Genomic DNA, 17,916 nt, shown 5'->3' with positions numbered 1-17,916 from the left:
TCTGCGACGCGGCTTCAAGGTTCGTGGGCTATTGCCGGCTGTGAGTTATGGGAATGATGGGAACCGGCCCTTCCCCGTTGCGGAAGGGCCGGAAGAGGACGAAGAGCAAGTTCCAAGGCGGTCGAGACGCGTGCAGATGCAAGGCGCCTTGCGGCCTGAGGAGTGAGGTGTAGCGGCAGCTACTCAACGCAGTAGACGAGTGCTTATCTCCCCCTACAAACGGCTCAAGGCGGCCGAGACGCGTGCAGATGCAAGGCACGCGAAGGCTGAAACCACAGGCGTAGCGGCAGCTACGTCGAGGATTGAAGACTGAGCGTAACGCAGCAGATGTGCGCGTATCGGCCGCCTACGCAGTATTGTGGTGGCGGATGATTTTCCCTTCAATCATATACACCACATCCTCGGCGACATTGGTGGTCAGATCGGCGATCCGCTCCAGGTAGCGGGAGATCGACAGGTAGTTGATCAGCCCGTCGAGTTCTCCGGGCTGCAGCCGGATGCGCTCCTTGGTGCGGGCGAAACTCTCCCGGTGGTAGCGGTCGACCTCGTCGTCGAGTTCGATGACCTCAAGGGCCTCCTTCTGGTCCATGTTGACCAGGGCATCGAGGGTCTTCTTCAGCATGCGCTGCACGATCTCGCCCATGGCCTGCACGTCGAAAGGCGGCTCGACCGGCGGCTCGTCCATCAGGGTCAGGGCCCGCTCGGCCAGGTTGCCGGCCAGGTCGTTGATGCGCTCCAGATCGTTGTTGATCTTCAGCACGGCGACGATGTAGCGCAGGTCGACCGCCACCGGCTGGTAGAGGGCGAGAATCTTCAGGCACTCCTCTTCCAGGTCGACCTCCATCTCGTTGACCTGATCGCCCATCGCCACCACCTTGCGCGCCAGCTCGGCATCCCGCTTCCGCAGGGCGAGGACGCTGTACTGCACGCTCTCCTCGACCAGCGCCGCCAGCACCAGGATCATCCGCTTCAGTTTGTCCAGTTCTCTCAGCATGTGAACGGTCATGACTTCTCTCCCCCTGCCTGGCTCAGCCGAAGCGGCCGGTTATGTAGTCCTCGGTCTGCTTGACCTTCGGCTTGGTGAACATCATCTCGGTCTCGCCGTACTCGACGATTCGTCCCTGGTAGAAAAAGGCGGTAAAATCGGAAATGCGCGCCGCCTGCTGCATGTTGTGGGTGACGATGACGATGGTGTAGCGGCCGCGCAGCTCGCCGATCAGATCCTCGATCCTGGCCGTGGCCACCGGGTCGATGGCCGAGGTCGGCTCGTCCATCAGCAGCACTTCCGGCTCGACGGCGATCGCCCGGGCGATGCAGAGCCGCTGCTGCTGGCCGCCGGAAAGGGCCGTTCCCGGGCTGTCGAGCTTGTCCCGCACCTCGTCCCAGAGAGCGGCCGCCTTCAGCGCCTGCTCCACCCGATCCTGCATCTCGCTGCGCGGCATCCGGTAGTGCAGCTTCAGGCCGTAGGCGACATTGTCGAAGACGCTCATCGGAAACGGCGTCGGCTTCTGGAAGATCATGCCGATGCGCCGCCGCAGCTCGAGCACGTCCACCCCGGCATCGAGAACGTTTTCGCCGTCGAGCAGCAGCTCCCCACTGGCCCGCTGCCCCTTGTAGAGCTCGAAGATGCGGTTGTAGATGCGCAGATGGGTCGATTTGCCGCAGCCGGACGGACCGATGATGGCCGTGACCCTGCCGGCCATGACGTCGAGGTCGTTGTCGAACAGCGCCTGCTGGCTGCCGTAGAAAAAACTGAGCTTGCGCGCCGAAATCTTCACGTCTTTCCCGACGGGGGCGGCTGCGGCATCATGCCGTCCGGCCTGCTCCCCGGCTGTCGAAAAGGTTGTTGCGTTCTGCGGTTCGGACAGGCTGTTCATTTACTTTCTCCTCAGCCAGAGCGTGGTGCGGGCCAACAGGGTCGCCCCCAGCACGCCGAGGGTTATCAGCAGCGAAGCGCCCCAGGCCTTGGCCTGCCAGTCGGCGTAGGGGCTCATGGCGTAGTTGAAAATGGTCACGGTCAAGTTGCCGATCGGCTCGTTCAGCGATTCGAACCAGAAGGGGCTGTTCAGCGCCGTGAACAGCAGCGGCGCGGTTTCGCCGCTGACCCGGGCGACCGCCAGCAGAATCCCGGTAACCAGGCCGCTGCCGGCGGCCTTGAACAGGATCTGCAAAGTGGTCCGCCAGCGCGGCGTGCCCAGTCCGAGGGCCGCCTCGCGCAGGCTGTTGGGGACCAGGCTGAGCATCTCCTCGGTGGTGCGGGCCACCACCGGCAGCATGATGATCGCCAGGGCGATCGCCCCCGCCCAGGCGGAAAAATCCCCCAGCGGCACCACGATCAGCCCGTAGACAAAGACCCCGACAATGATCGAGGGGGTTCCCATCAGCAGGTTGCTGCAGAAGCGGATGCTCTCGGCCAGCCGCGACCGACCGCCGAACTCGGCCAGGTAGATGCCGGCCAGCAGTCCCAGGGGAATGCCGATCAGGCTCGCCAGCAGGGTGATCAGCAAGGTGCCGACAATGGCGTTGGCCAGACCGCCGCCATTCATGCCCGGCGGTGCCGGTAGCTCGGTGAAGAACTCCCAGTTGATGGCGCCGATACCGCGCGACAGGATGACGTACAGAATCCAGCCCAGCACGCAGAGCCCGAGCAGGGCCGCCAGGGCCGAGGCGATCCGAACCAGGGTATCGACCAGCTTGCGGCCGGCCAGGGAACGCCCTCTCACAGCCCACCTCCCATTCTGCGCCGGGTGCGCTTCAGCCACCACTGGGCCAGCAGCTGCAGCAGCAGGGTCAGGCCGAACAACACCAGCCCGAGCTCGACCAGCGAACTGAGGTAAATCTCTTCCGATGCCTCGGTGAATTCATTGGCCAGGGTCGAGGCGATGCTGTTGCCGGCGGCGAACAGGCTGGCGGAAATCTCGTGCCGGTTGCCGATCACGAAGGTGACCGCCATGGTCTCGCCGATGGCCCGGCCCAGGCCGAGAAAACAGGCGCCGACAATCCCCTGGATGCCGTAGGGAATGGTCACCTTGCGGGTCACCTCCCAGGTGGTCGAGCCCATGCCGTAGGCCGACTCCTTGACCACCGCCGGCACCATCCGGAAGATGTCGCGGGTCACCGAGGTGATGAAGGGCAGAATCATCAGCGCCAGAATAATGCCGGCGCTGAGCATGCCGATCCCCATCGGCGGTCCGGTGAAAAAGGGACCGGGAATCTTCGCCAGCAGCGGCTGCACCTTTTCGGCCATGAACGGAGCGAAAACAAACAGCCCCCACATGCCGTAAATGATGCTCGGGATAGCGGCCAGCAGTTCGATTCCCGCGCCGACAGCCGCCGCCAGCCGTGGCGGCGCCAGCTCCACCAGGAACAGGGCGATGGCCAGGCTCAGGGGAACCGCCAGCACCATGGCGATGCAGGTGGAGAGCAGGGTGCCGTAGATGGTGCTGGCGGCGCCGAAGGTTTCGCTGACCGGGTCCCAGGTTTCGGTGAACAGGAACGACCAGCCGAACTTCTGCAGCGAGAGCTGCGAACCCTGCCAGAGCTCCCAGAAGATGGCGACAACCACCAGCATCAGGACCAGCCCGCCGCCGAGGGTCAGGCTGCGAAACAAAGGATCCCAGTCAATCCGACGATCGGTTCGCATCGATTCCGGCCCGGTCTATTTCCAGACCGGCTTGCCGCCGGCCCTGATCTGCTCACGCCAGGTCTTTTCAACCATCTCGACCACCTTGGCCGGCATCGGCACATAATCAAGCCGCTCGGCAATCTCGGCGCCGTTCTTGTAGCACCAGTCGAAGAAGGCGAGGACCGCTTTGGCCTTGTCCGCATTCTTCTGGTTCTTGTGCATCAGGATGAAGGAGGCACCAGTAATCGGCCAGCTCTTTTCGCCCGGCTGATCGGTCAGCACCAGGTAGTAGCCCTCGGCGTGCTCCCAGTCGGCGCCGGCGGCGGCCGCCTGGAAGGTTTTACTGGTCGGCGCGACATAGTTGCCGGCGCTGTTCTTCAGCAGCACGTAACTCATCCTGTTCTGCAGCGCATAGGCGTATTCGACATAGCCGACGGAGCCTTTGACCCGCTGGACATAGGAGGCGACCCCCTCGTTCCCCTTGCCGCCGACCCCGACCGGCCAGTTCACCGCCTTGTTGTTGCCGATCTTCTCGGCCCAGGACGGCGAGACCTTGGTCAGGTAGTTGGTAAAAATCCAGGTGGTGCCGGAACCGTCACTGCGATGCACCACGGTGATCGCCTGGTCGGGCAGCTTCAGCCCCGGATTCTCCGCCTGAATGCGGGCGTCGTTCCACTTGGTGATCCTGCCCTGGAAGATATCGGCCAGCAGCTGGCCGGAGAGCTTCAGTTCGCCGGCGGCAACTCCGGAGATATTGACCACCGGCACCACGCCACCCATGATCATCGGAAACTGCAGCAACCCGGCAGCCTCGAGATCGACCGGTTTGAGCGGCGCATCGGAAGCACCGAAATCGACCGTTTCGGCCTTGATCTGGCGGATGCCGCCGCCGGAGCCGATCGACTGGTAGTTGAGGCGAACCCTGGCCTCGCGGTAATACTGGTAAGCCCACTGTGAATAGACAGGGAAGGGGAAGGTGGCGCCGGCCCCGTTGATGGTGCGGGACTTGGCCAGGGCCGGAACGACACCGACCGCCAGGGTCAAAACCAGGGCCATCGGCACGACCCGCCAGATCTGCTGCATCATCCGCTTCATCTGTTTCATGCTCCTGCATCTCCTTTTCGTTTCGGGCCTGTTTGCGGCCCGGCCGGTTGACTCGGCCGACTCTGCCGAATGCAGGTTAGGATTCTGTTAGCGCCCGGTTAAAAGTCTGCAAAAAGGAGCGAGACCAGGCGGAAAGAGACTTTGCCCGCAGGCGACGGGTTTATGGTAGCCTTGGCGCAGGAAAGGGATTCGGCTCGTCGTGGCGGCGGTGACGCCCGGCTGGATACGGAAACAGCTTGCGGAGGGATGATTACGCGATGCAGAAGAGTCGGACTTCGTCGGACCAGCTTCCCGCGCTGCAGGTCATCGCGCGGGTCCACTCTCCCTATCGGGAAAAATTCGCCACCCCGCGGCAGCCCGGCCTGGCACCGGCGGCGGAGGGGTTTGTCGAGCTGCTTCCGCCCTTCGACCGCGAGGAGGCCCTGCGCGGCATCGAACAGTACAGCCACGTCTGGCTGCTCTTTCTCTTCGACCGGGTGCCAACCGACAGACCCTGGCAGCCGACGGTACGCCCGCCGCGACTGGGCGGCAACCGGCGGGTCGGCGTCTTCGCCACCCGATCGCCCTTCCGGCCGAACCGGATCGGCCTGTCGGTGGTGAAACTGAAGGGCATCGAACGGCGCAACGGCCGGCTCGGCCTGGCGGTCACCGGGATCGACCTGACCGACGGCACCCCGGTGATCGACATCAAGCCCTACCTGCCCTACGTCGACCGGGTCACGGCGGCGGAAGCGGGCGTTTTCGCCAGTCCGCCGGGGCAAAAAAGAAAGGTCCGCTTCTGCGACCAGGCCCAGAAGAACCTGGCCGACAGACCGGACCTGAAGGAACTGATCATCCAGACCCTGGCTCTCGATCCCCGTCCCGGCTACCGTCACGGCGAGGGAAGCGGCGAATTCGGCATGTGCCTGGCGGGCTGCAACATCCGCTGGCGGGAAGAGGCGGCGGGACCGCTGGTGACCGAAGTCGAAACGGACGCCACCTCCTGAAACTCAGGGCAGCTCGTCCTCCTCTTCCAGCCCTGCCGGCGGACTCAGCTCACGCAGCATCGCCTTGGCGAAATTCTTCGCCCGCCCGCCCGGCGCCATCATGCCGTAGGCCATGGCTTCGCGCAACTCCTCGTCGCTGGCTCCGTGCTCCTTCGCGACCGCGAAGTGCTTCTGCAGTCAGTCGGGGCAGTGCACAGCCACCGCACAGGCAACCCGTATCAGCTCGCGGGTCTTGCCGTCGAGCACCTCGCTGTATTCGAAATCGAAAAACGTCTTGCGGATTTTCACGGCTCTTCTCCTTTTCCGCGGTTGAAAATCTGCTCGGACACCAACCGGTCAGCAACTGCAAACAACCGGTTACAGGCAGAAACCTTTACCAGGTCCGAGGTTGGTTCTAGGCTTGCACAGCCCGACAACGACACTACCGACCAACTCCGGGAAACCAGGAAAAAGAACAACAAGCAAGGACTTGTCCATGCCTCTGATCATCGCCCTGTTGCAACAGATGTCGGTCTTCGTCGTGATCGCCTATCTGTTTACCAAATCCCCTGCCTTTCGGCCTCTGACCTCGGAAGTCCTTCCATTCCGCCAGAAGCTCTTACTTTATCTCATCTTCTCCAGTTTCTCCATTCTCGGAACCTACTTCGGACTGCCGGTCAAGGGGGCCATTGCCAATACCCGTGCCATAGGACCGGTTCTGGCCGGCATCATCGGCGGTCCAGGACTGGGTCTGGCAACCGGCCTGACCGGGGGCTTGCATCGCTACGCCCTGGGAGGGTTCACGGCCCTCTCCTGCGGCATCTCAACCACCCTCGAGGGGCTGATCGGCGGGCTGGTCCACCGACATCTGACACGGCACAACCTGGCAGACAAACGATTCAGTCCAACAGTCGTCCTGGCCACAACCTTCGCCGCCGAAGCCTTGCAGATGATCGTCATCCTGCTGCTGTCACGCCCCTGGCAGGATGCCTATTCCCTGGTCAGCACCATCGCCCTGCCGATGATACTGGCCAACTCAGTGGGCGCGGCACTGTTCATCAGCATCATTCGCGACCAGAAAAGCGTGCGTGACCGAATAGGCGTCATCTCCAGCGCCAAAGCCCTGAAGATCGCTGAAAAAACCCTGGACCTGCTGAGCCATGGATTCAACCGGCGGACGGCCACCCAGATTGCCAGCGTCATTTACCAGGAGACCGGCGTCGGCGCCGTTGCCATATCCGACACCACCAAGTTGCTGGCCTTCATCGGGCAGGGGGCCGACCACCACCTGCCGGGAGACCCCGTACAGTCGCCACTGTGCAAAACCGCCATGCAGGAAAAGCGAGTCGTCTTCGCCGATGGCCACCAGCGCAGATTCACCTGCACCATCAACAAGGACTGTCCCCTCGGGTCGGCATTGATCGTCCCCTTGATGTGCGACGAGGAAGTGGTCGGCACCATCAAACTCTACGAGCCGAAACAGAAACTCTTCCTCAACATCAACCGGGCCCTGGGTGAGGGGCTTGCCCATCTCTTTTCCAACCAGTTGCTGCGCAGCCGTTTTCAGGACCAGAAAAATCTGTTGCTGCAGTCAGAGCTGCGCCTGGCCCAGGCCCAGATCAACCCGCACTTCCTGTTCAATGCCCTGAATACCATTCGTGCCATCGTGGCCCGCGATGGCGAACAGGCACGCAGCCTGTTGCTGCATCTTTCTACCTTTCTACGCAAAAATCTCAAACGCACCGGTGAACTTGCCAGCCTCGCCGAGGAAGTGACCCATGTGCAGTCCTACCTGAAAATCGAGGAAGCGCGTTTCGCCGACCGGCTGCAGGTCAGTTTCGATATCGACCCGGCACTTGAGCAGCTCCAGATACCCGTCTTCACCCTGCAGCCACTGGTCGAAAACGCCGTCAAGCACGGTATCGCCAACCTGCTGGAGGGAGGACGCATCGCCATCAGCGCCCGGCTGCGGGACGATTTCGCGGAAATCATTGTCGAGGACAATGCCGCCAGCTACTGTGAAGAGGGGAGGCAGAGTGGTATCGGTATCGCCCTGGTCGACAAACGCATCCGCAACCTTTACGGTCCCTCCTACGGGGTCAGCCTCAACTGCCGGCCGAACCAATGGACCAGAGCCTGTGTCAGACTGCCCAAACCGGAAGGACAGAAACCATGATTCGTGCCCTGCTGGTCGACGATGAAAAACACGCCCGCGAGGAGCTGGTGGCCCTGCTGGAAGCCACGGGGGAATTTGAACTGCTCCCTGCCTGTGCAAACGCCCTGGAGGCGCTGCGCAGTATCCGCAAATTTCAACCGCAGGTCCTGTTTCTCGACATCGCCATGCCAGTCGTCGACGGGTTCGCCCTGCTGAGCATGATCGACAGCGAACTGATGCCGCACGTGGTCTTTGTCACTGCCTATGACGACTACGCCCTGCAGTCGTTCGAGGAAAAGACCCTCGACTACCTGCTCAAACCGGTCGCCCCCGAACGGTTGGCCAAAACCGTGGGCAAGCTCAAGGAGCTGCTCGGCAACAATGCCGAACCTCGCCACCGGCTCCCTGAATTGAAGCGCATTCCCTGCCTGAAAGGAAAGCGGATCAAACTGATCGCCCCCGAAGACATCGACTACGTCCGCTCCGACGCCAGCGGCATCCATCTGCACACAGAGGACGGCTCCTTCTTCACCGAACTGACCCTCAGGGTTCTGGCCCGTTCACCGCAACTACTTCAGTGTCACAAACAGTATCTGGTCAATATCGAAAAAATCGACGAAATCAGCCTGCTTGAGGGCGGCCTTGGCGAAATCCTCACTCATGGCGGAACCAGGCTTCCGGTCAGCCGCCGCTATCTCAGGCAGCTCAAACAGGCGCTCGGGCTCTAACCCGGACTATTCATCAGACCTTCTGCCGCAACCGTCGATTGTCCATCACTTCATGCCGTGCTCGCTCCCTGCGTTTCGACAGAACATCAGCGTAAGTCTGCAAACCTGCTCGCTGTACCAGGCCTGACCTGCCGCACAATCGCCAGTTTCACAACGAACGCTCATGTCTAAAACGGGCCCGCCCGGAGCATGAACGCAGACGGTCCCTTTCGCCCCAGATCTCGACACCGGCAACCGTTTGCTGACACAAAAGAACCGGACACGAGATTATCCTGCCGGTCGGTGGCTCCTCCCTTTCTTCCCCCTCCCCCCTGAAGATAGTCTGAGACAAAATTCATCTGTCAGGAGGCCTGATCATGCTCTACTTTTTCGCTTGCGTCGCAGCACTCTTGCTGGGCTACGTCATCTACGGCAAAACCGTCGATACTGTCTTCGGACCCGACCCGAACCGCCCCACTCCGGCCCACAGCATGGCGGACGGGGTCGACTACGTCGAAATGTCCCCCAGAAAGATCTGGCTCATCCAGTTGCTCAACATCGCGGGCCTTGGCCCGATTTTCGGGCCGATTCTGGGGGCCCTGTACGGGCCGTCGGCGTTGATCTGGATCGTCATCGGCTGCATCTTCGGAGGAGCGGTCCATGATTACTTTTCAGGCATGCTTTCGCTGCGACACGAAGGAAAAAGTGTCCCTGACGTCGTCGGCGACCAGCTCGGCAGTTTCTTCCGCCAGTTCATGCGGATTTTCTCCATCGTCCTGCTACTGCTGGTCGGGGTGGTCTTCGTTCTCGGCCCGGCCAAGTTGCTCGGCAACCTGAGCGGCTGGACGGCCCCTGTCTGGGTGGCGGTCATCTTCGCCTACTATTTCCTGGCCACCATCCTGCCGATCCAGAAAATCATCGGCCGCATCTATCCCCTGTTCGGCGCGGTATTGATCTTCATGGCGATCGGACTGACCACCGCCCTGATCGTCAAGGGTTACCACTTCTTCCCGCAGGCAACCCTGAGCAACATTCATCCCAAAGGATTGCCCCTCTGGCCACTGATGTTCATCACCATCGCCTGCGGCGCCATCAGCGGCTTTCATGCTACCCAATCGCCCCTGATGGCGCGTTGCGTTGGCAACGAAAAACATGGCCGTCCGCTCTTTTATGGCGCCATGATCGGTGAAGGAGTCATCGCCCTGATCTGGGCGACCCTCGGCATGTCCTTCTACCAAGGGGCCGATGCCCTCAATGCCGCCCTGGCCAAGGGAGGCCCCGCCTTCGTCGTCAACGACATCTCCACCACCCTGCTTGGTCCGGCAGGTGGTCTGCTCGCCATCATCGGCGTGGTCATCCTGCCGATATCCTCGGGCGACACCGCCTTCCGCAGCGCACGCCTGATCATCGCTGACTTTCTCAAGCTGCCCCAGCAGCAGATCGGCAAACGCCTGCTGCTGGCGATTCCGCTGTTCACCATCGGCTTTCTGATCTCACGCGCCGACTTCGGCCTGATCTGGCGCTACTTCGGGTGGGCCAACCAGACCCTGGCGACTGTTGTCCTCTGGGCCGGCGCTGCCTACCTGATCAAACAGCAGAAGAGCCACTGGATCGCCACTCTACCAGCCGCTTTCATGACCGCCGTGTCAGTCACCTATCTGGCCTACGCCAAAATCGGCTTTGCTCTGTCTCTGCCGATTGCAACCTCGCTCGGGTTTGCCGCCGCCCTTGTCAGTCTGCTGGCCTTCCTGCTCAAATTCAGCAGCAAGAAGGTCGAGAAAATGGTCGCCGAAAACTGAATTGCTTCTCCTGCACGGGGCGCCAGAAAAGGCCTGGCGCCCCGCCAGCCTTTCCCTGTGCCCCTCTCTCCCGTTGACAGGACACAGGACACAGTTCAAGGATCGGAACCCTTCGCATTCGACAGTAAATTTTTGTCCCGGCCACGCCGATAAAGGAGACAGGCTTCGTCGCCCCTTGGCAGTCCAACCGGGCGGCACGGACCAAACCCAATCTGGACAAGGATCCCGGATGGCGAAAATTGACGCACTGTTCAAAATCCTGCGCGACCGGGGTGGCTCCGACCTGCACATCTCGCCGCAGAATCCCCCCCTGATGCGGGTCAGCGGCGAGCTGCAGCCGGTGGTCAACCAGGTCCTGACCAGCCAGCATTGCAAGGCGCTGCTCTACGAAATCATGAGCGATGCGCAACGCAAAAGTTTCGAACAGGACCACGACCTCGACTTCGCCTACGAGGTTCCCCCCCTCAAGGCGCGATTTCGAGCCAACATCTTCCGCGGCCGCCTGGGAACCAGCGGCGTCTTCCGCATCATCCCGACCGAAATCCTCAGCGCCGAACAGCTGGGACTGCCGGAGGTGGTGCTGCGTTTCACCGAGCACAAGAAGGGACTGGTGCTGGTCACCGGACCGACCGGCAGCGGCAAGTCGACCACCCTGGCGGCGATGATCGACCATGTCAACCGCACCCGTGCCGAGCACATCCTCACCATCGAGGACCCGATCGAGTTCGTCCATATCAGCCAGAAGAGCCTGGTGAACCAGCGCGAGGTGGGACACCACACCCTCTCCTTCGCCGCCGCACTCAAGGCGGCGCTGCGCGAAGACCCCGACATCATTCTGGTCGGCGAGATGCGCGATCTCGAAACCATCGAGCTGGCCATCACCGCCGCCGAGACCGGGCACCTGGTCTTCGGCACCCTGCACACCAGCAGCGCCGCCAAGACCGTCGACCGCATCATCAACGTCTTTCCCACCAACCAGCAGGAGCAGATCCGCACCATGCTGGCCGAATCGCTCAAGGGCGTGATCGCCCAGCAGCTGCCGCGCACCGTCGACGGCAAGCGCTGCGCCGCCATGGAGATTCTCAGCGTCACCCCGGCGGTGGCCAACCTGATCCGCGAGGGGAAGACCTTCCAGATTCCGTCGATTATCCAGACCGGCAGGAACGAGGGGATGCAGCTGATGGACCAGGCGCTGCAGGAACTGCTGCAGAAGAAACGCATCAGCGCCGAGGAGGCCTACCGCTTCGCGCTCAACAAGGCGCAGTTCGCGCCCCTGCTCAAGGAGGCTAAACCATGAGCGAGCAACGGCTGGCTACCGAGGCGATGGCAGCGACGCTACATCTGGGCAACGGCGAAGTACTCAGGGGGGAACTGTTTCTGCAGATGGTCAGCTCCCGGCACGGCGGCAGGCAGCGGGTGGGGGAACTGCTCAACGACGAGGAGTGCTTCATCCCGGTGCGCACCCCGACACAGGTGGTGCTGGTCAATCTCGACCGGGTGGTCTCGGTAACGGTGGCGCGCAGCGAGCAGGAAGAGGGCATGCTCACCCTGGGCGAACATCATCGGGTGCGCTTCATTCTCGGTGACGGCCGCTCGCTGGTGGCCGACATCTTCGTCAACCTCCCCGAGAGCCGGGGGCGGGTCAAGGACTTTCTCAACCAGAAGGTGCGCTTTCTCACCTGCCTGCAGCCCGACCGGGTCATCTACGTCAATCCCGCCTTCCTGCAGCTGGTCGACGACTGAATCCCCCCGAACCGGTACGCTCCGGCCATCCGGCTCTGGAACCTACCAGGGGAGACGGCGGCCATCCTGGTGAATCAGGCTGCCCGTATCCCCGGGTTCCAGGGCGAGCAGTTGCCGGGCAAGGCCGGCGGCCGACTCCGCCGGCTCCAGCGGTGCCTCGGGCCCGCCCATACGGGTACGCACCCAGCCGGGGTGAAAGGCCACCACGACGACGCCGCGCTCTTTCAGGTCGCAGGCCAGCGTACGCACCACCATGTGGACGGCGGCCTTGCTGCTGCGGTAGATGGGCCAGCCGCCGCTGAGATTGTCGGTCAGGCTGCCGAGCTGGCTGCCCATGACGGCGATGATGCGGCGCCTCGATCGGGCAACGTTGTCGACCAAAGCCTCGGTCAGCTTCTGTGGCGCGATGACGTTGACCCGAAAGACCTGGAGCCAGTCCTCAACATCGGTGGCACCAAAAAGCTGCTCACGCGATCCGAACAGGCCGGCATTGTGAAACAGGATGTCGATGGCTCGCCCGGCGAGCCGATGCGCCAGGCTGTCGATGCCGGCCTGGTCGGTGACATCCAGATCCTGCGGTTCGACCCGCGGGCATTTTTGCGCCAGCTGTTGCAGCTCGTCCGCCTGCCCGAGGTTGCGGCAGCAGGCCAGCACCTGCCAGCCCATCCCGGCAAACCGGCGCGCCAGCTCGTAGCCGATGCCGCGGCTGGCACCGGTGATCAGAATGGTCTCGGCCATGGGAAACCTCCGTGGCAAAGGTTTCCCATCAGTTTACCCCGAAACCTGGAACTCCGTGCTACAGCTGCCGCGCCTGCTGGCGCAGGGCGGCATCGACCAGCACCAGCGCCGCCATGGTCTCGACGATGGGCACGGCGCGCGGCACCACGCAGGGGTCGTGGCGCCCCTTGGCCTCAAGCGTGGCCGACTTGCCGGCGAAATCGACGGTCCGCTGGCTCTTGCCGATGGTCGCCACCGGCTTGAAGGCGACACGGAAGAGCAGCGGTTCGCCGCTGGAGATTCCTCCCAGCACTCCGCCGGCGTGATTGGTGAGCGTCCCGAGACGCCCCTGACGGGCGACGAAAGGATCGTTGTGTTGCGAGCCAAGCAGTTCGGTGCCGGCGAAACCGGAGCCGATCTCGAAGCCCTTGGTCGCCGGCAGCGACAGCATCGCCCGGGCCAGCTCCGCCTCGAGCTTGTCGAACACCGGCTCTCCCCAGCCGGCGGGGACGTTGCGACAGACGCAGGAGACCACCCCGCCGATCGAGTCGGCGGCGTCGCGCACCTCGCGTACCGTCTCGGCCATACGCTCGGCCGCCTCCGGGTCGGGGCAGCGGGTGATGTGGGCGTCGACCTGCCGGCGGTCCAGGGTTTCGACGTCGACCTCGCCGCAGCGCACACTGCCGATGCTGCTGACCCAGGCGACGATCTCCACCCCCCAGAACTGGCGGAGAACCTTTTCCGCAATCGCCCCGGCCGCCACCCGGCCGATGGTCTCGCGGGCGCTGGACCGGCCACCGCCGCTGGATGCGCGGATGCCGTATTTCACCTGGTAGGTGTAGTCGGCGTGCGAGGGGCGCGGCACCTGACTCATCTCGCCGTAATCGCCGGGGCGCTGATCCTTGTTGCGCACCAGCAGGCCGATGGGCGTACCGAGAGTCAGGCCGTTTTCCACCCCGGAGAGGATCGCCACCCGGTCCGCCTCCTGGCGCGGCGTGGTCAGATCGGACTGACCGGGACGCCGCCGGTCGAGCTGCGGCTGGATGTCGGCCTCGCTCAGTTCGAGATTGGGGGGACAGCCGTCGACAACGGCGCCAACACCGATGCCGTGGGATTCTCCGAAGGTGCTGACCCGAAAGAGGGTCCCGAAACTGCTGGACATGAAAGGCTCCTCGTCTTTGGAGTGGAGCCCATTATAGCGGAACCGGGGGAAATGAAAAGGACGGCCGATTCAGGCGCGACCGCCGGTGGCATCGGTCGCGGGCAGCCAGATCCAGAAACGGCTCCCCTCGCCGGGTGCACTCTCGACCCCGACCCGGCCGCCGTGCACCTGGGCGATATGCTTGACGATGGCCAGCCCCAGGCCGGTGCCGCCCAGCTTGCGGCTGCGCGCCTTGTCCACCCGATAGAAGCGCTCGAACAGGCGCGGCAGATGTTCGGCGGCGATGCCGCAGCCCCGGTCCGCCACCTCGATGCAAATGCCGTCTTCGGTGCCGAAGGCCCGTACCCGCACCTCGCTTCCGGCCGGGCTGTACTTGACCGCGTTGTCGACCAGGTTGGACACCGCCTGTTCGAGTAGCTGCGGATTGACGCGGGCGACCAGGTTCTCCACCAGCTCGCAATGCACCTTCACCTTCGCCCGGAGCGCCTGCATTTCGCAATCCTGAACCGCCGCCCGGACAACGGGGGCGACGGCGACCGCCGCCAGCTCGATCCTCTGCCCCCCCGACTCCTGCTCCAGGCGCGACAGCTGCAGCAGATCGTCGATGATGGCGTTGAGCCGGTCGGCCTGGCGGTGAATGATGCCGAGAAAGCGCCGCACCTCGTGCGGGTCGTCGACCCCGCCGCTCTCCAGGGTCTCGACGAATCCCTTGATGGCGGTGATCGGCGTCTTCAGCTCGTGCGAGACATTGGCGACGAAATCGCGGCGGACTCTCTCCAGCCGCCGCAGCCGGGTGACGTCGTTGAGCACCACCACCGCCCCCTGGCGCTTGCGATCCGCCCCTGCCAGCCGGGTGCCGTGCGCCTGCAGGTAACGGTCTTCATGGCCGCGCACGACCAGATCGGCCTCCACCGGCCGCTCGCTCTCCAGGGCGCGGCGGACGAAACGCTGCAGATCGACCCGGCGGATGACCTCCTCGAGCGGCCGGCCCGCGAAGCCGGTGCCGGACAGGCCCAGCATGTCGATGGCGGCGCGGTTGATGCGCAGCAGACGCTCCTCGGCGTCCACCGCCAGCACACCCTCGACCATGCTGGCGAGTACCGCCTCGATCTCGTTGCGCTGCTCCAGGACCATGCGGATGCGGCCGTCGAGCTGTTCCGCCATCCGGTTCATCGACTCGGCCAGTGTCTGCATCTCCACCGTCCCCTGCCCCGGGATGCGCCGGCTCAGGTCGCCGTCGGCGAAGCTGTGCGCCGCCGCCTTCATCACCTCGAGCGGACGGCTGAGGCGACGGGCGACCTGCAGGCTGATCAGGGCCGCCAGCAGGGCGACGACAAGACCGCCGGTCAGAATCTGCCAGCGCATGCCGGCCAGGGTTTCGTTCACCGCCGTCATCGGCACCGCCACCCGGACCACGCCAACGATCTTCTCCTGCCGGGCGACGGGAATGGCGACATAGAGCATGGTCTGGCCGATGGTGTGACTGAAACGCATCGACCGGCCGACCCGCCCGGACAGGGCCGAAAGGATCTCCGGCCGGGTGCCGTGGTTGTCCATGCGCCCCGGATCTTCGTCCGAATCGCCAAGCACGGTACCGTCGGCCAGAACAACGGTGACACGGCTGCCAGAACGGCGGCCCAGCTCCTTGCAGAGATGGTCGATCCACAGGCGCTCGATCCGGTCGATCCGGCCGGCCAGCTGGTAGTCGACCAGCCGCGCCCGGGCCAGCAGGGTGGCCGCCGTCTGTTCGAGGTGGAACCGGCGCAACACCCGGGAGGCATACCAGGTGCCGCCGGCCAGGGAGAGGAGAATGACCAGCAGAAAGGCGGGAAAAAGCGTCCAGAGGAGTCTGCGCGCGGCCATGGATCCGTCCCTATCCTGCCGGCTGGCCCGGTTCCCGGAAGCGGTAGCCGACGCCGCGCACCGTCTCGATCAGGCCGCCACAGGCTCCGAGCTTTCGGCGCAGACCGACGATCTGCACGTCGACGGCCCGGTCGGTGACGGCGTGGTCCTCACCGCGTACGGCATTGACGATCTGACCGCGGGTGAAGACCCAGCCGGGACGGCTGGCGAGAAGGTGCAGCACCCGGAACTCGGTGTAGGTCAGCGAAACCGGCCGGCCGGCGACCAGCACCTCGTTTCTGCCGGGATGGATCTCCAGCTCGCCGTGCACCAGGACTTCCTGTTCCTGCGGAGCGGCGGTACCACGCCGGCGCAGCACGGCCGCCACCCTGGCCAGCAGAATCCGGATGCTGAAGGGTTTGGTGACATAGTCGTCGGCGCCGAGTTCCAGCCCCCTGACAACGTCCGCCTCCTCGCCCCGGGCACTCATCATGACGATCGGCAGCTCGCGCGTCGCGTCGTCCTGCCGCAACCGGCGGCAGACCTCGAGACCGTCGACTCCCGGCAGCATCAGGTCGAGCAGCACCAGGTCCGGCCGCTGCCGGGCCAGCTCCAGCCCTTCCTCCCCGGTCTGGGCCGCGCTGACCCGGTAACCCTCGCGGGACAGGTTGAAATGGACCAGGGCGAGAAGGTCTTCCTCGTCCTCGATGATCAGAATGTGCTCCTTCGCCATCCGTCCTCTCCGGACCACCGCAGCCGGCAGCCGCAGATTGTCGACAGGGCAGGCACCCGGCAGGGGCCTGCTCCCTCGGCATCATACCCCGGAAACATCTTTCTGCCTATCCCGTTGCCGCCCCAGACACGAAAGCCCCGCCGGTCGGCGGGGCTTTCGTCAAGGAGATAGGAGGGGAGCTCTTCCCGTGTGGTCCATCCAGTGTTTCAGGTCTTCACCCCGGATAACCGCTTCAGGCTTCCCGCTTGCCTGGGCGGGCCTGCTCACCACGATTCAGTCCGGAGCCTCGATCTGTCTGCGTTGATGGATCGTCGCAGAGGAAGAGCCCGTTTGCCTTGAAACCTAAGCCAGTTTCGTGCCAGAACCGAGCTTGTTGAAATTCAACAGGTTACAAACCGGGGGTGTCGGGATTCCGACACTCCGGGCCGCCGCGATCAGAGCCGGCTGCCGCAGTACTTGCAAAAGGCGGCGTCAGGATCGTGCCCCTCGGCGCTGCAGTCGGGACAGACCTGGGTCGAAATCTTCAGCTTGCGCGCCTGGGCCAGTTCGACCGAAACGATGCCGGTCGGCACGGCGATGATGCTGTAGCCGAGGATCATGATCAGTGCAGAGATGGCCTTGCCCAGCGGGGTCTGCGGCGTCAGGTCGCCGTAACCGACCGTCGACAGGGTGACGATGGCGTAGTAGCAGGCCTCGAACAGGTTGCCGAAACCGGCCTTTTCCCCCTCGATGAGATAGATCAGGGAACCGAAGATGATCACCAGCGAGCCGATGGCAAAGAGAAAGACGGTGATCTTCTTTCCACTGGCCCGCAGGGCCCGCACCAGGTGCTCCGCTTCGCCGACGTACTGCACCAGCTTCATGACCCTGAAGATCCTCAGGATGCGCAGCACCCGGATGGTGAGCAGATACTGGCTGCCCGGCAGCAGCAGGCTGAGATAGGTGGGGACGATGGAGAGCAGATCGACCACGCCGTAGAAACTGAGCGCGTACCTGAGCGGTCGCCCGATGCAGAACAGCCGCAGCAGATACTCGAGAGTGAACATCAGGGTGAAGGCCCATTCCAGGACGAGAAAGAGCCGGCCGTGGCGCAGCTGCATGGACGGGACGCTGTCGAGCATCACCACCAGTACGCTCGCCAGGATGCATCCGATCAGCGCCAGATCGAACAGCCGGCCGGCAAAGGTGTCAGCCTCGAAAATGATGGTGTGCAGCCGGTGCCGGATGCCCGCGGCATCGGGTCTCGGCGGCGGTTGCGGACGCGGCTTCAGCGGCATGGCTCCTCCTGATGCCGTTCAGGATAACACAACGTAAGGTGTCTTGCAGACCAGCCGGTCAAGGCGGTTTTCATTCGCCGCCGCCTG

17 protein-coding genes are annotated in these 17,916 nt (G+C 63.7%); 6 read left to right on the top strand and 11 right to left on the bottom strand.

Annotated features, from left to right (window positions below; translation table 11 throughout):
- Nucleotides 1-346: 346 nt before the first annotated feature.
- From phoU to pstS, 5 genes are read right to left on the bottom strand one after another with little or no spacing between them, the layout of a single operon-like run.
- Nucleotides 347-1,006, bottom strand: a complete 660-nt coding sequence (gene phoU, locus EDC39_RS09840; RefSeq protein WP_148896209.1) for a phosphate signaling complex protein PhoU — start codon at nt 1,004-1,006, stop codon at nt 347-349.
- Between the two features lie 22 nt (nt 1,007-1,028).
- Complete coding sequence (gene pstB, locus EDC39_RS09835) at nt 1,029-1,877, bottom strand: phosphate ABC transporter ATP-binding protein PstB (RefSeq protein ID WP_148896208.1); 849 nt, start codon at nt 1,875-1,877, stop codon at nt 1,029-1,031.
- Entirely contained in the window at nt 1,878-2,723 is an 846-nt protein-coding gene (gene pstA / locus EDC39_RS09830; protein WP_148896207.1) for a phosphate ABC transporter permease PstA, read from the bottom strand.
- Nucleotides 2,720-3,643, bottom strand: coding sequence for a phosphate ABC transporter permease subunit PstC (gene pstC / locus EDC39_RS09825; RefSeq protein ID WP_148896206.1), 924 nt, complete (start codon nt 3,641-3,643; stop codon nt 2,720-2,722). Before pstC ends, pstA begins: the two co-directional genes overlap by 4 nt.
- Nucleotides 3,644-3,658: 15 nt before the next feature.
- Complete coding sequence (gene pstS, locus EDC39_RS09820) at nt 3,659-4,729, bottom strand: phosphate ABC transporter substrate-binding protein PstS (RefSeq protein WP_246140226.1); 1,071 nt, start codon at nt 4,727-4,729, stop codon at nt 3,659-3,661.
- 257 nt (nt 4,730-4,986) lie between these two features.
- Here pstS and tsaA point away from each other — a divergent pair, with 257 nt between their 5' ends.
- Nucleotides 4,987-5,715 (top strand): tRNA (N6-threonylcarbamoyladenosine(37)-N6)-methyltransferase TrmO, encoded by a 729-nt coding sequence (gene tsaA / locus EDC39_RS09815; RefSeq protein WP_148896205.1) that lies wholly within the window; start codon nt 4,987-4,989, stop codon nt 5,713-5,715.
- Between the two features lie 3 nt (nt 5,716-5,718).
- Here the strand turns inward: tsaA and EDC39_RS15760 are convergent, their stop codons facing one another.
- The gene (locus tag EDC39_RS15760) at nt 5,719-6,003 is read right to left on the bottom strand and encodes a GSU3128 family (seleno)protein (protein WP_281289750.1); all 285 of its coding nucleotides are present in this window, start codon (nt 6,001-6,003) and stop codon (nt 5,719-5,721) included.
- A 187-nt stretch (nt 6,004-6,190) separates the two neighbouring features.
- On the opposite strand from EDC39_RS15760, the gene EDC39_RS09805 reads away from it, so the two are divergent.
- The 5 genes from EDC39_RS09805 to EDC39_RS09785 all read left to right on the top strand — a co-directional run bounded on the left by EDC39_RS09805 (nt 6,191) and on the right by EDC39_RS09785 (nt 12,098).
- Nucleotides 6,191-7,870, top strand: a complete 1,680-nt coding sequence (locus EDC39_RS09805) for a sensor histidine kinase (RefSeq protein ID WP_148896203.1) — start codon at nt 6,191-6,193, stop codon at nt 7,868-7,870.
- The gene (gene btsR / locus EDC39_RS09800; RefSeq protein WP_148896202.1) at nt 7,867-8,577 is read left to right on the top strand and encodes a two-component system response regulator BtsR; all 711 of its coding nucleotides are present in this window, start codon (nt 7,867-7,869) and stop codon (nt 8,575-8,577) included. The genes EDC39_RS09805 and btsR overlap by 4 nt, the downstream gene beginning before the upstream one ends.
- A 356-nt stretch (nt 8,578-8,933) precedes the next feature.
- Nucleotides 8,934-10,355 carry a carbon starvation CstA family protein gene (locus tag EDC39_RS09795; RefSeq protein ID WP_148896201.1) on the top strand — a complete coding sequence of 474 codons (1,422 nt, stop codon included), beginning with the start codon at nt 8,934-8,936 and terminating at the stop codon, nt 10,353-10,355.
- Between the two features lie 229 nt (nt 10,356-10,584).
- Nucleotides 10,585-11,652, top strand: coding sequence for a type IV pilus twitching motility protein PilT (locus tag EDC39_RS09790; RefSeq protein WP_148896200.1), 1,068 nt, complete (start codon nt 10,585-10,587; stop codon nt 11,650-11,652).
- The gene (locus EDC39_RS09785) at nt 11,649-12,098 is read left to right on the top strand and encodes a hypothetical protein (RefSeq protein ID WP_148896199.1); all 450 of its coding nucleotides are present in this window, start codon (nt 11,649-11,651) and stop codon (nt 12,096-12,098) included. Before EDC39_RS09790 ends, EDC39_RS09785 begins: the two co-directional genes overlap by 4 nt.
- 42 nt (nt 12,099-12,140) lie before the next feature.
- On the opposite strand, the gene EDC39_RS09780 is transcribed toward EDC39_RS09785, so the two are convergent.
- The 5 genes from EDC39_RS09780 to EDC39_RS09760 all read right to left on the bottom strand — a co-directional run bounded on the left by EDC39_RS09780 (nt 12,141) and on the right by EDC39_RS09760 (nt 17,829).
- Nucleotides 12,141-12,836, bottom strand: a complete 696-nt coding sequence (locus EDC39_RS09780) for an SDR family oxidoreductase (RefSeq protein ID WP_148896198.1) — start codon at nt 12,834-12,836, stop codon at nt 12,141-12,143.
- 58 nt (nt 12,837-12,894) lie between these two features.
- A complete protein-coding gene (gene aroC, locus EDC39_RS09775; protein WP_148896197.1) occupies nt 12,895-13,977 on the bottom strand; it encodes a chorismate synthase in 1,083 nt (360 codons plus the stop codon).
- A 69-nt stretch (nt 13,978-14,046) separates the two neighbouring features.
- Nucleotides 14,047-15,840, bottom strand: coding sequence for a sensor histidine kinase (locus EDC39_RS09770; RefSeq protein WP_148896196.1), 1,794 nt, complete (start codon nt 15,838-15,840; stop codon nt 14,047-14,049).
- A gap of 10 nt (nt 15,841-15,850) precedes the next feature.
- A complete protein-coding gene (locus tag EDC39_RS09765; RefSeq protein WP_148896195.1) occupies nt 15,851-16,552 on the bottom strand; it encodes a response regulator in 702 nt (233 codons plus the stop codon).
- 434 nt (nt 16,553-16,986) lie between these two features.
- The gene (locus tag EDC39_RS09760; protein WP_148896194.1) at nt 16,987-17,829 is read right to left on the bottom strand and encodes an ion transporter; all 843 of its coding nucleotides are present in this window, start codon (nt 17,827-17,829) and stop codon (nt 16,987-16,989) included.
- Nucleotides 17,830-17,916: the final 87 nt, after the last annotated feature.

This window comes from Geothermobacter ehrlichii, assembly GCF_008124615.1.
Taxonomy (GTDB): Bacteria; Desulfobacterota; Desulfuromonadia; order Desulfuromonadales; family Geothermobacteraceae; genus Geothermobacter; species Geothermobacter ehrlichii.
The sequence above is the reverse complement of the archived record's forward strand: the minus strand, read 5'-3'. Positions and strand labels throughout refer to the sequence as shown.

Coding starts and splice junctions, on each gene's coding strand:
- EDC39_RS09765 (WP_148896195.1), bottom strand. CDS start 16,552: ATGGCGAAGGAGCACATTCTGATCATCGAGGACGAGGAAGACCTTCTC.
- aroC (WP_148896197.1), bottom strand. CDS start 13,977: ATGTCCAGCAGTTTCGGGACCCTCTTTCGGGTCAGCACCTTCGGAGAA.
- EDC39_RS09785 (WP_148896199.1), top strand. CDS start 11,649: ATGAGCGAGCAACGGCTGGCTACCGAGGCGATGGCAGCGACGCTACAT.
- EDC39_RS09805 (WP_148896203.1), top strand. CDS start 6,191: ATGCCTCTGATCATCGCCCTGTTGCAACAGATGTCGGTCTTCGTCGTG.
- EDC39_RS09760 (WP_148896194.1), bottom strand. CDS start 17,829: ATGCCGCTGAAGCCGCGTCCGCAACCGCCGCCGAGACCCGATGCCGCG.
- EDC39_RS09790 (WP_148896200.1), top strand. CDS start 10,585: ATGGCGAAAATTGACGCACTGTTCAAAATCCTGCGCGACCGGGGTGGC.
- pstC (WP_148896206.1), bottom strand. CDS start 3,643: ATGCGAACCGATCGTCGGATTGACTGGGATCCTTTGTTTCGCAGCCTG.
- btsR (WP_148896202.1), top strand. CDS start 7,867: ATGATTCGTGCCCTGCTGGTCGACGATGAAAAACACGCCCGCGAGGAG.
- EDC39_RS09780 (WP_148896198.1), bottom strand. CDS start 12,836: ATGGCCGAGACCATTCTGATCACCGGTGCCAGCCGCGGCATCGGCTAC.
- EDC39_RS09770 (WP_148896196.1), bottom strand. CDS start 15,840: ATGGCCGCGCGCAGACTCCTCTGGACGCTTTTTCCCGCCTTTCTGCTG.
- EDC39_RS09795 (WP_148896201.1), top strand. CDS start 8,934: ATGCTCTACTTTTTCGCTTGCGTCGCAGCACTCTTGCTGGGCTACGTC.
- tsaA (WP_148896205.1), top strand. CDS start 4,987: ATGCAGAAGAGTCGGACTTCGTCGGACCAGCTTCCCGCGCTGCAGGTC.
- phoU (WP_148896209.1), bottom strand. CDS start 1,006: ATGACCGTTCACATGCTGAGAGAACTGGACAAACTGAAGCGGATGATC.
- pstB (WP_148896208.1), bottom strand. CDS start 1,877: ATGAACAGCCTGTCCGAACCGCAGAACGCAACAACCTTTTCGACAGCC.
- pstS (WP_246140226.1), bottom strand. CDS start 4,729: ATGAAACAGATGAAGCGGATGATGCAGCAGATCTGGCGGGTCGTGCCG.